Below are 12,168 nucleotides of genomic sequence, written 5' to 3' on the forward strand. Positions count from 1 at the left end.
GCGGCGTCTCCTTTCGTCTTGTGTTTAATGGGAATGCTCATTCGTTGAAGATTTTTGGTCATGATTCATATCCATGCCTTCCATATCCTTCATGTCCATATCACTCATATCCATACCTTCGTGATCCTTGCTTGAGTCTTCTGTTGTAGCTGCAGAGCCGCCGTGATGATGGGCAGAGCCGCCCTCGCCAATATATTGCATAACTACCTTCTGGAACAGTCCTTCAGGGAAGGAGGAGAATGATTGTACCGTCTCAACGCTTGGCTCAGTAAGCTTCTCGAAGCCTTCTTGCGTCAGAGCAGGAGCAGTTGTTTTCACCTCTTGAACCCATGCCTTATAGTCATCCTCGGAAGTTGCCTTCACATTAAAGGTCATTTGTGCAAAATGCTCTCCAGTGAAGTTGGCGCCCGAGCCATAATAATTGCCGATTTCATCTGCCTGCAAATAAAGCGTCATAGCCATGCCGGACATCGTATAAATTTGGCCGCCCAGCTGTGGAATCCAGAACGAATTCATCGCCGTATCAGAAGTTAGTCTGAACTGAATCGGTGTACCCTCTGGTATTTGAAGGTAGTTGACTGTAGATATGCCCTCTTCGGGATAAGTGAACAGCCATTTCCAATCCAGCGAGGTTACTTCAATCGTTATCGGTGCTTTAGCGGAAACAATAGGTTTAGATGGTTCCAGTTCATAAGAATACTTCACCGTCACGATCGCCAGAATAGCGATAATTACGATTGGAATGCTCCACCAAATAATTTCCAGCTTCGTGCTGTGATTCCAGTTTGGCTGGTAGGGAGCGTTGTTGCCCTTTTTGTCGCGATAGCGCCATACAATGAACCCGGTCAAGATCAGAACGGGCACGACAATAACTAGACAGAGGATCGTGGAAAAATAAATCAAATCCTTCTGGCTTTCGCCGATCGGCCCTTTTGGATCGAGCACCAGATACTGCTCGCCGCAGCCAGAGAGAAGAACGGCCATCAGCATGATGAGCAGGGGTGTCAATACACGAATATAACGTCTCAAATGGTTCAACTCCTTGGATATACTCTTAGCCTTAACATTAGCAGAAGTCGAGAAGAATAACTGCTGACTTAACAATTACGTCAACAATTCGTCTTTTTTTCGTAATAGAAAGTTCACTAGTTCGACAATTGTCATTCACTGGCTCTCAAAAAACGTTAATTTATCTAAAGTGAAGCGCTTGTCACCGTTCTTTGGCGGCATGTGCGGACTGAACTACATTAAAGTAGGTTGAAACAAATAAAAAGCCCCACTGTCAATTCGACGGTGAGACTTTAAATTTTACCTTCTCCAATTTGTGCTGCTTCAATACAGTTACTTGTGTTCTTCAGCCTGCGCCCGTCTTGCATGAACAAGGCCAATTGCAGTACCGATTGTGTAAATAAATACACTGCCGACCATAAATCCGAGCCCTACCATAAGCCATACGTTCTTATCACTGAAGTGGCTGAGATTTATTAAGCAAAGGACTACGCCTACAGAGAGAACGGTCCAAGCGATGATGGTCATTGCGGTTACCAAACGTTTCACACTAGCTGCGGTTGCTGATTTAACGTCGCTGATTGTTGCTGTTTTCGTTGTCATTATAAACACCCCGTTTACTTGTAAGTGCTTTCTTGAACTCATTATAACACACTTTATGCAATTTGTTCAAAGAAAATTCACGATTTGATCAAATTATCGACAAAATTAGGTGAAGTGACTTTACTTTTAGGTTTTTGTCTTACTCATGCTGCCACCAGCGCTTCAAGTCATGCCACCATGATTTTCGTTCTTCGGCAGCTTTGCTCTCTACTGTTCCCTGAACGGAGGGGTCGCCGGGATCGCCAGAGGCTTCGCCGCATACTTCATTAGGCTCAGTTCCTTTGACGAAATATTCGAGCTGTTTCCCCGAACAGGTGGCTTCGGCTACCCTGCCGCTGGCTGGATCAACGTAGACGCTGACGACATCTGCCGGTATCGGGAAAATTTTTGGCGGAACCGCTGATAGCGCCTGCTCGGTATAGGCTGCGAAAATCGGCGCTGCATGGTGCGCTTCGGCTACGGTCAGTTTGCGGCCTTTGTCAAAGCCTGTCCACACCGCCGTGGCCAGCTCTGGCGTATAGCCAACCAGCCAAGCATCATTAGCAGTCGTGCCCGTTTTGCCAGCCACGGGCCGCTTGATCATGGCTGCCACGCGATTTCCGGTGCCTCCGCTTTCGAAGACGCTTTCCATCAGGCTGGTCAGTACGAACGCATTTGCGGGATCAACAAGCTGCTCGGCCTGCTGCTTCGCTTCATATAAAGTATGTCCACTGCGATCCTCGATTCGAATGATGGCAATCGGCTCTACCCGCTTGCCTCCGTTCGCCAGTACAGCGAAAGCGGAAGCCATCTGGTAAGGGCTGACTGGGAAGGTGCCCAGAGCGAGTGAAGGCAGCGGGCTCATGGGGCTCGTAATACCCAGCTTGCGAGCCGTCTCAATGACTTTGTCTGCGCCAACCGTCATAAGGGTATCTACAGCGTAAATGTTGTCGGAGCTGGCAATCGCTTGCCGCATCGTAATAAAGTCGTTGGTGTACTTGTCATTGTAATTGCTAGGCTTATAAACTTTGCGTCCCTCATCATAAATGAAGGAAGTGGGCTCGCTCTTGAAGCGTGAAGCAGGCGTCAGCAGGCCGCTTTGAAGCGCAGTCAAGTAAACAATCGGCTTGAACGAAGAGCCGGGCTGGCGTGTATCGGCAAAAACACGATTAAATTGATTATTTTTGTAATCGCGTCCGCCAACCATGGCTTTAATATAGCCATTGCGCGGATCGAGCGAGATGAGCGCCGCCTGCTGCCCTTCGCTGCCCGACAATTCCTTGTCGATGGCGGTTTCGGCAGCATTTTGCGCCACAGGATCAAGGGTTGTATATATGGTAATGCCGCCCTCGTTCAGCAGTTGTTCGTTAATGCCAAGCTTGTCCACGGCCAAATACTTCACATAGTCGCGAAAATATGGCGCGAATCCACTTTGATTGCCGGCTCCAAGAGGCTGAAATTGCAGCAGCTCTTTATAGGCTTTATCCGCCTCCGCCTTGGAAATCATGCCATCCTCCGCCATAATGGACAAAATGGTAAGCTGCCTGTCCTTGGCGTTTTTCATATCCATGTATGGGGAATAGTATTTGGGACCCTTCGGAATGCCTGCCAGCATGGCGCTTTCGGCGAGCGTCAAATCCGATGCCTTCTTATTAAAATAGAGCGAAGCTGCCGCCTCGATGCCGTAAGCGCCGTGACCGTAATAAATTTGGTTCAAATAAAGGCTCAAAATTTCATCCTTGGAATAGTGCATCTCTAGCTGCATGGTGTAGATCGCTTCCTTGAATTTACGCTGCCACGTTTTCTCATGCGTCAAATACAAATTGCGGGCGAGCTGTTGTGTCAGCGTGCTAGCTCCTTGCTTGGCTGATAGCGAAACGGTATTTGCTACAATGGCGCGCCCCAATCCTTTAATGTCGAAGCCAGGGTGGCTGTAGAAGCGCCTGTCTTCAATAGCGATGGTCGCCTTCACCAGGTTGGGAGCAATTTGATCGAGCGGAACCGAGCGGCGATTTTCGCCAGTGTGGAAGGTATCAATAACCTGACCGTGCAGGTCGAGCATTTGAGAGGTTTGGCTAATGGATGCTGCGGGCAGCGACTGCATGCTTAAATACAGCAGAGCGCCGACGAGGCTGGCGGTCAGCAGCAGAAACAGTGCGGCAATTCGCCCCGCCCATTTTTTAAATCGACGAAAGGCCGTAGGCTGCTGAACCATGCCAGGCGTTTGCTGCCGAGATGCTTGCTGTGCGGGTGCTTGGGTTGGTTGTGGGCGCCTATGCCCGTTCAGGCTTGGCCGCTTGTGGAGTCTAGGGAAAAACCGCTCAGAAAACGCGGAAAGCTTGCGGCTTAAGGACGGCTTGGCGGGCTTGATTTTGTGCTTGTTCATGGAGCGTGCTCCCTTCGGATGAACGATCATTCCTCTTTAGTATGGAAAAAGCAGGGAGGCTATATTCATCCTATGTTAGCGGAGTGTTAATTTTTTGGACGGATATGGTGTAAAAGGTTGCTTTTTGACCTCGTTCTACTATAATACAGATTGAACCATTGACGGAAAGAAGGGATATCACGCTATGGAATTGTGGTACACGGAGAAACAAACGGACAGCTTCGGCATTACGGCGAAGATTACAGAAACTTATGTGACGGAACAAACGGACTTTCAAAAGCTCGATATGATTGAGACGGAAGAATTCGGAACGATGCTCGTATTGGATGGCATGGTTATGACAACAGTTAAGGATGAGTTCGTTTACCACGAGATGGTAGCGCACCCGATCCTGTTCACGCACCCGAACCCTGAGCAAGTGCTCGTTGTGGGCGGCGGCGACGGCGGCGTTATTCGCGAAATCATGAAGCACCCTAAGGTGAAAAAGGCAGTTCTCGTTGATATCGACGGTAAAGTTATCGAATATTCGAAAAAATATTTGCCGACCATTGCTGGTGAGCTGGACAACCCGCGCGTAGAAGTTATCGTGAATGATGGCTTCATGCATATCCACGATCACAAAAACACGTATGATGTCATTATGGTTGACTCCACAGAGCCAGTTGGCCCTGCAGCCAACCTGTTCACACGCGGCTTCTATCAAGGCATTTACGAAGCGCTGAAGGAAGATGGCATTTTCGTTGCACAAACAGACAACCCTTGGTTTAAGGCTGACCTGATCCAAAGCGTCAACAAGGATGTGAAAGAAGTGTTCCCAATCGTGCGCGTGTACGGTGCGAACATTCCTACGTATCCGAGCGGCCTATGGACATTTACGTTGGGCAGCAAAAAGTACGATCCGCTTGAGGTTGAAGAAGCCTCGATCGCTGAGATCGATACGAAATATTATTCTCCGCGCCTTCACAAAGCGGCATTCGTGCTGCCTAAATTTGTGGAAGACCTGATTAAATAAGCAAACGCACAGAAAGCGAGGACAAGCCCTCATGAAACTCGATCAAAAATATTCCGGCAACGTCTTCATCCTGAGCTCTGAGGATTATGCGGCTTCCAAAGCGGTAATCTACGGCATGCCGATGGATTTCACCGTCAGCTTCCGCCCAGGCTCTCGCTTCGGCCCTCCGCGCATTCGCGAGGTGTCGATTGGTCTGGAAGAATACAGCCCGTATCTCGACCGCAGCCTGGAGGAGATTGAATACTTCGACGCAGGCGATCTGCTGCTGCCATTCGGCAACGCGGCACGCAGCCTTGAAATTATCGGCGAATTTGTTCGCGGCGTTCTGAACGATGGCAAAATGCCAGTTGGAATGGGCGGCGAGCATCTCGTGTCGTGGCCGATTTTCCAAGAGGTGTATGCGAAATATCCGGATCTTGCGATCATTCATTTTGATGCGCATGCGGATCTGCGTGAAAGCTATGAAGGCGAGCCTTTGTCGCACTCCACGCCGCTGCGCAAAGCAGCAGGTCTGCTTGGCGGCAAAAACATTTACCAATTCGGTATTCGTTCGGGCTCCCGCGAGGAGTTCCAATATGCCCGCGAGAACATCAATTTCCACCCGTTCGAGGTGCTGGAGCCTTTGAAAAAAGTGCTTCCGGAGCTGGCAGGACGTCCGGTTTACTTGACGATCGACATTGATGTGCTTGACCCTTCGGCAGCGCCGGGCACGGGCACAGCAGAGGCTGGCGGCATTACATCGAAGGAGCTGATTGAAGCGGTTCACGCTATCGCAGCTTCCGGTGTAAACGTTGTTGGCTGCGACCTTGTTGAGGTAGCGCCTGCTTATGACCCGACGGAGCAAACGCAAATCGTTGCGGCGAAGGTCATTCGCGAAATGCTGCTTGGTTTTATTAAGTAGCACTTCAATATAAGCAGCATTTGAAATCAGAAAGAAGCTTGCTCTGGCATAGATGGCCGAGGCAAGCTTCTTTTTCATGTGAGCTCAGGTTGTCTACTTCTGAAAATAAGGATTTTTGCGATTTTACCGCTTCGCTGTCAGCTTCTCCCCGCTCGGTAGTTCATTGTTGGCGATCATTTCGCCGAACGGGCTGATGAAGGAAGGGTGGCTTTCGCCATTCCTATGGTTTAAGGGCAGCCTCGGAAAGAGCAGCTCGGCTGTTCGGTAAGCTTCCTCCAGATGCGGATAGCCTGACAAAATAAACGTTTCAATGCCCAGCTCCGCGTATTCCTTCATACGTGCAGCAACGCTGTCCGGGCTTCCGACCAGCGCCGTACCTGCACCGCCGCGAACAAGTCCGATGCCGGCCCACAGATTAGGGCTGATTTCCAGCTTGGAGCGGTCGCCAGCGTGAAGCTGAGCCATTCTTTTCTGGCCCTCGGAATCCATTCTGGCGAAAATTTGCTGGGCAGAAGCAATCGTCTCTTCATCTAAATGCTGAATGAGCTCATTAGCTGCTTGCCAGGCTTCCTCTTCAGTAGGACGGACAATGACATGTAGACGAATGCCGAACCGCAGTGTTCGGCCCTGTGCGTCTGCGAGCTTCTTCATCCGGTTGATCTTTTCCTCAACCTGCTGAGGCGGCTCACCCCATGTTAAATACACATCGACATGCTCGGCAGCGACCTCCATGGCTGCTTCCGAGGAGCCGCCGAAATAGAGCGGAGGATAGGGCTTTTGAATGGGTGGATAAAGCGCTTTGCCGCCTTCGATACGAATATGCTCGCCTGTAAAATCCACCGATTCCCCTTGAAGCTCCTTGCGCCACACCTCGAGAAACTCTTCAGTCAGCGCATAACGGTCATCATGGCTGAGAAAAAGGCCGTCTCCGGCAAGCTCGATTGGGTCGCCGCCCGCTACGACATTAATCAGCAAGCGTCCGTTAGAGAAGCGATCCAGCGTTGCGGACATGCGGGCGGCAAGGGTGGGCGATACGAGCCCCGGCCTGACCGCCACTAGAAATTTCAATCGTTCGGTAACCGGGATGAGGCTGGAGGCGACGACCCAGGCGTCCTCACAGGACTTGCCCGTCGGCAGCAAAACGCCGCTGTAACCCAGCTCATCGGCCGCTTGGGCAATTTGCTTGCAATAGGAGTAGCTGACAGCCCGCGCTCCCTCGCGTGTTCCTAAATATCGCCCGTCACCATGTGTGGGAATAAACCAGAATATTTCCATGCCGTAGTGGCCTCCTTTTTTAAAATGATTGCTTTATCGCAACCTTGTCAATCAGCGTTTGCTGCTCTCCATAAGCAGCCGCCAGACGGGGTCTGTCAGGCTTTCCTTATCAAAGCCGAGATATTGGTTGGCATAAGCCCGAACGGGATCACCGGCGTAGAAACGCTCATACAGCTCATGCCGTGATCCGAGCGGACTTCCGACCAAATCCCAAGCCAGCTTGAACAGCTGGACCTTCTTCTCGGCGCTGACAGAGGCACCCTCAAAATAAAGATGCATCAGCTTTGAGATAGGGCCATAGAAGTCCTCGACGCCTGCGGGTGCCTGCACAAACCCGCCGCCGCCGACCTGCTGGACAATCTCGATAGCTCGCGGATAAAACTTTGTTCCAATATTGCGAGCTGCATCAATGTAGGAAATTTCCGGAACGAGCACGCCGGCAGCATCGGGCCGGGCCTGTGTCTCTGAGGCGATGACGAGCGCCTTCATGACTGAAATTTGGGTAAGCAGCTCCCCGAGCTTTTCCTGCACATGCAGAAAGCCATTGGCGCCAATCGCCTCCGCAATCGCGAATGCAATGCCAGTTACAAATTCGAGCTTGGCGACATAGCGCACAACATTTTGATGGAAAGCCAGCGCATTGGCTGTTTTGTTCGCTCTGAGCGCGAGCACCTTCTCGGAATCGCCGTGCAGCAGCACCCTTTCCCAAGGAATGAGCACATCATCGAAAAATAGCACGGCATCCATCTCGTCATAACGAGAGCTCAATATATGATTCTGCTCTCTGCCGTCTGCGAAGGATTCCCGGCACACAATATGCAGCCCCGGCGAGTTAGCCGGTACGATCAGCACATGAGCGTGCTTGTGCTCCTCAGACTTGAATTTAAGAAAGGAGAAAATGAGGAAATCATGGGTGTAGGGCGCACCTGTCGCAATCATTTTGGCCCCGCGTACGACGATGCCTTCGCTCGTCTCCTTCACCACATGCAGAAAACGTTCGGAGATGCGGCTGTCTTCGAGACTGCTTGAACGGTCAATCTGCGGGTCGATAATGGCGGTAGTCAAAAATAAATCCTGATCCCGCGCTTTCTCATAATAGGCGGTGATTTTGGATTCGAAATGGGGATCTAGCTGCCCCAGCTCGGATTTTGCCGCATACCAGCCGGTTACCAAGGATCGTGCATAGTCGGACAGCCTGCTCATCATGCCGTGCGTCTCCTGAGACCAGAAAGCAAACGACTCGCTGCGTTTCGCAAGCTGCTCAGAAGTATAGGGTACAAGAAAGGAACTATGGGCATAGCGGTCGGTTCCTGAAACTTGAAAGCCGATTTTATCTCTCACTTCTGGGTCGTCGAGTTGATTAAACAAGGTTTTGATCGTCTCAAGCGTGCCTTTGAAGGCTGGATGGGAAGGCAAATCACTTAGCTTTTCTCCTCCCAGCCATACGCTTCTTCCATCATTCAAGCTTTGAAGAAAATGTCCTCCCCGCACTGAAGCTGGTCTCCTTTCATGGGTAATCCCCTGTTTTTTAATCTCGCAAAAACCAATTGATTTAGTTTGATTTATTTATTATTATAGCTAGTAACCTGAAGGCGGCAACAAACAATCTGCCGGGTTTTATTGCTAAACCAACATAAAGAGGCCGTATGTTGCCGTGCTTTACCTATAGCCTATTTTTCCAACATATTCAATTCATGTGTCGGACTAAGCGGAGGAGGAGTGAAGTTCATCAGATGGAACATTCAAACGCTCATTCTGTTGATCGCCGTATTCAACGTACGCGCCAGACGATTATAGATGCCTTTGTGAAGCTCATGATGGAGAAGGAGTTCTCAAGCATCATCATTAAGGACATTACGGAGAAAGCCAATGTGAATCGCTCAACGTTCTATGCCCACTATTTGGATAAGTATGATTTGCTGGATAAAATCGTGGAACAAAAGTTTTCTGCCCTTCGCATTCTTATGGAGCATGAGCTTGCGAAGCCGGAGCGCGAGCAGCCGGGTTTTGAAGCGCCTGATCCTTATTTTCTCGCCTTATTCGAGCATATTGCGGACAATGAAAGCTTCTACAGCGCGATGTTTGCTAAAAGGCCAAGCGAAGCTTTCGGAGTGAAGATAGCGGAGGTCATCCGGGAAAGCTGCTATGCCCAAATATCAGCGATGAGCCTGGAGAAGAAGATGATGGTTCCAATGGACTTGCTGCTTGATTATATGAGCGCATCCATTATGGGCATTATTCAAAGCTGGCTTGACCAGCGGATGATTTATTCCCCGCGTTACATTGCCCTCCAGCTTACACGCCTCTCTCTTTCGGGAACGTATGCGGCAATGGGGCTGCAAAAATAAGCTCACTACAGATTCGGCTGCAAAGTGGATTATCGTTTTGATCCTTGCTATTCCATAAACCAAATGTAGGATATCCAACAAAATTGCTCTAAATGGCGGTTGCATTGCTAGCGTGATTAGCTATTATTAATATCAAATTCGATTAAGCTTATCGGAATTAAATGTTTTCTTTTGTGAAGATACCATCATCAAAAAACTGCCGATTAGACCACTAAAGGCACCTGATTTTGTAAAGCTTCAGGTGTCTTTTTCGTGCGCAAAATCGGGCCGCAAGGAGGGAAGGTGTTAGGCTGTTCCCTTAACTAAAAAATCTGTAGAGGTGAGTAACATGACTTTGAAATTTGCTTATTGGGTGCCAAATGTAAGCGGAGGCTTGGTTATCTCCAAAATTCCGCAAAAAACCGGATGGTCGTTCGATGATAATGCGAGATACGCGCAGCTTGCAGAAGAAGCGGGCTTCGAATTTGCGCTGCTCCAGACCCGTTTCATAGCGAGCTATGGAGCAGACAATCAGTTGGAGGCGATTAGTCTGGCCTCTGCGCTGGCGGCAGTGACCTCGAAGATTAAACTGATAGCAGCTGTGTTGCCGGGTTTATGGCATCCGGGAACCGTCGCCAAAATGATTTCAACCATTGATCATATCAGCCATGGAAGGGCTGCTGTTAATATCGTCAGCGGTTGGTTTAAGGGAGAGTTTCATGGCTATGGCGAGCCGTGGCTGGATCACGATGAGCGCTACCGCAGGTCGGAGGAATTTATCCGCGTACTGCAAGAGCTATGGTCGCAGGATGAAGCTTCCTTCCGCGGCGATTTCTATCGCCTTAACGCCGCACCCCTGAAGCCGAAGCCAAGCGTCATTCCGCCAGTATTTCAGGGTGGAAATTCCTCGGCAGCACGAACGATGGCCTCGCGAGTATCGGATTGGTATTTTATGAATGGCAATACGATCGAAGGCTTTAAGGCGCAAATTGATGAGGTTAAGGCGGCTGCGGCGGCTAATAATCGCGAGGTGCGGGTAGGGGCAAATGCATTTGTTATCGTACGGGATACGGAGGAAGAGGCTAGACAAGTGCTTAGGGATATTATCGCGTATTCGGACCCCGAGGCTGTGGAAGGCTTCCGAAGTCAAGTGCAGTTTGCCGGGAAAGCCTCGCCTGAGCGGGAGGGAATGTGGGCGAACTCAGATTACAACGATCTAGTGCAGTACAACGATGGCTTTAAAACGGGCCTCATTGGCACGGCTGAGCAGGTGGCTGACAAGATCATCGCTCTAAAGGCCATTGGGGTAGACCTCATTCTAACTGCCTTTCTGCATTATGACGAGGAAATTAAAGCGTTCGGCGAAAAAGTTATTCCACTGGTTCGAGAGAAGGAAGCGGCATTGCTAAGTATAGCTGCCCAATAATACGAAATTTAAGGAGAGATGAAGATGAGTGTACAAATTGTATCGTCTGCAGACCGTGTTAAGCCTGACTATGAGCAGCTAAGAGGAGAAATTCGCAGCTTGGTGGAGGCGGAGATTAAGCCAAGAGCGGAGACGACGGATAGAGAAGGCCGCTTTCCTAAAGAAAATCTGCAAGCACTGGCTGAAGCTGGCTGGAATGGCGTACTGATCCCTGAGCAATGGAAGGGGCGCGGATTGGATCATGTCGCCTTCGCTATTGCGGCTGAGGAAATCGGTAAGGGCTGTCCTTCTACTTCACTGGTTTATGTGATGCATGTGGGTGCCGTTCAGACGATTGCGCTTTACGGCAACGACGATCAGAAGGAGCGCTGGCTCGTGCCAGTAAGCGAAGGGCTTGTAGGTACGTATTCGACTAGTGAGAAGGCATCAGGGGGTCATTGGTGGTTCAACTTCAGCGAGGCTTCTCGTGATGGCGCAGACTATATACTGAATGCCGAGAAATCCTTCACGACCAGCTCGGGCCAGGCGGATTTTTATGTGTTCCAGACGAGGACACCTGGTGCGCAGACCCCTACCGATGTTAGCTTTTTCCTAGTAGATAGCAAGCTTCCGGGCATTACGCCTGGCGTATGGGATGCATTAGGCGTGCGGGGCAATCATAGCGGCCCAATTACTTATGAGGGCGTACGCGTTGAGGAGAAGGACAAATTAGGAATTGAAGGACAAGGGCGCGAAATTTTGGAGAGCGGCGTATCTCCGGTATATCTGATTGGGCTTGGATCAACTTGGCTGGGCGTTGCGGAGGCTGCGTTGGAGGCGGCAACCGCTTATGTGAAAGGCATGGTTCATCGGGATTTCAATAAACGACTGGCCGATTATCAAATTATTCGCCAGCAGCTGGCTGAAGTGAAAATCTTGATCGAGAGCCTTAAGCCATGGCAGCTATCGCTTGCGAAGCAACTGGATGAGCTGCAAGCACAGGGAAGGCCGCAGGTCGAGCTGCTGCTGCCGCTTGTGGAATTTAAGGTTCATGCAGCAGAGGTGGCGAACAAAGCGACAAAAGCGGCATTGGATGTAACGGGAGGCTATGGCTACAAAAAAGGCGTATTCGAGCGTTTGTTCCGAGATGCCAGAGCGGGTATTGCCATGGGGCCTTCCAACAATATCGCCAGAGAGTGGATTGGCAAAGCGTTAGTCGGTCTTCCGCTGGAGCTGTGGCATGAGGGAGGAGACTAATCTAGTAAAGAGGAA

General features: G+C 50.2%; 10 protein-coding genes. 5 read left to right on the forward strand and 5 right to left on the reverse strand.

Features of this window, described 5'->3' with window-relative positions; translation table 11 throughout:
• Positions 1-24: 24 nt before the first annotated feature.
• The 3 genes from cyoA to V5J77_RS01125 form a co-directional block, all read right to left on the reverse strand.
• Entirely contained in the window at positions 25-990 is a 966-nt protein-coding gene (gene cyoA / locus V5J77_RS01115) for a ubiquinol oxidase subunit II (RefSeq protein WP_338556496.1), read from the reverse strand.
• 351 nt (positions 991-1,341) lie between these two features.
• Positions 1,342-1,611, reverse strand: a complete 270-nt coding sequence (locus V5J77_RS01120; protein WP_338553970.1) for a hypothetical protein — start codon at positions 1,609-1,611, stop codon at positions 1,342-1,344.
• Between the two features lie 139 nt (positions 1,612-1,750).
• Positions 1,751-3,976, reverse strand: coding sequence for a PBP1A family penicillin-binding protein (locus V5J77_RS01125; protein WP_338553971.1), 2,226 nt, complete (start codon positions 3,974-3,976; stop codon positions 1,751-1,753).
• 184 nt (positions 3,977-4,160) lie between these two features.
• Here V5J77_RS01125 and speE point away from each other — a divergent pair, with 184 nt between their 5' ends.
• On the forward strand, positions 4,161-4,988 hold the full coding sequence (speE, locus tag V5J77_RS01130; protein ID WP_338553972.1) for a polyamine aminopropyltransferase: 828 nt from the start codon (positions 4,161-4,163) through the stop codon (positions 4,986-4,988).
• A gap of 31 nt (positions 4,989-5,019) precedes the next feature.
• Entirely contained in the window at positions 5,020-5,889 is an 870-nt protein-coding gene (gene speB, locus V5J77_RS01135; RefSeq protein ID WP_046229589.1) for an agmatinase, read from the forward strand.
• 123 nt (positions 5,890-6,012) lie between these two features.
• Here the strand turns inward: speB and ssuD are convergent, their stop codons facing one another.
• A complete protein-coding gene (gene ssuD, locus V5J77_RS01140) occupies positions 6,013-7,164 on the reverse strand; it encodes an FMNH2-dependent alkanesulfonate monooxygenase (protein WP_338553973.1) in 1,152 nt (383 codons plus the stop codon).
• Between the two features lie 51 nt (positions 7,165-7,215).
• Positions 7,216-8,655, reverse strand: coding sequence for a 4-hydroxyphenylacetate 3-hydroxylase N-terminal domain-containing protein (locus tag V5J77_RS01145; RefSeq protein WP_338553974.1), 1,440 nt, complete (start codon positions 8,653-8,655; stop codon positions 7,216-7,218).
• A gap of 242 nt (positions 8,656-8,897) precedes the next feature.
• Here V5J77_RS01145 and V5J77_RS01150 point away from each other — a divergent pair, with 242 nt between their 5' ends.
• The 3 genes from V5J77_RS01150 to V5J77_RS01160 all read left to right on the forward strand — a co-directional run bounded on the left by V5J77_RS01150 (position 8,898) and on the right by V5J77_RS01160 (position 12,153).
• Entirely contained in the window at positions 8,898-9,512 is a 615-nt protein-coding gene (locus V5J77_RS01150) for a TetR/AcrR family transcriptional regulator C-terminal domain-containing protein (protein WP_338553975.1), read from the forward strand.
• A 328-nt stretch (positions 9,513-9,840) separates the two neighbouring features.
• A complete protein-coding gene (gene sfnG / locus V5J77_RS01155) occupies positions 9,841-10,917 on the forward strand; it encodes a dimethylsulfone monooxygenase SfnG (RefSeq protein WP_338553976.1) in 1,077 nt (358 codons plus the stop codon).
• Between the two features lie 24 nt (positions 10,918-10,941).
• Positions 10,942-12,153 carry an acyl-CoA dehydrogenase family protein gene (locus V5J77_RS01160; protein WP_338553977.1) on the forward strand — a complete coding sequence of 404 codons (1,212 nt, stop codon included), beginning with the start codon at positions 10,942-10,944 and terminating at the stop codon, positions 12,151-12,153.
• Positions 12,154-12,168: the final 15 nt, after the last annotated feature.

The sequence above is a fragment of the Paenibacillus sp. KS-LC4 genome (genome assembly GCF_036894955.1).
Taxonomy (GTDB): domain Bacteria; phylum Bacillota; class Bacilli; order Paenibacillales; family Paenibacillaceae; genus Pristimantibacillus.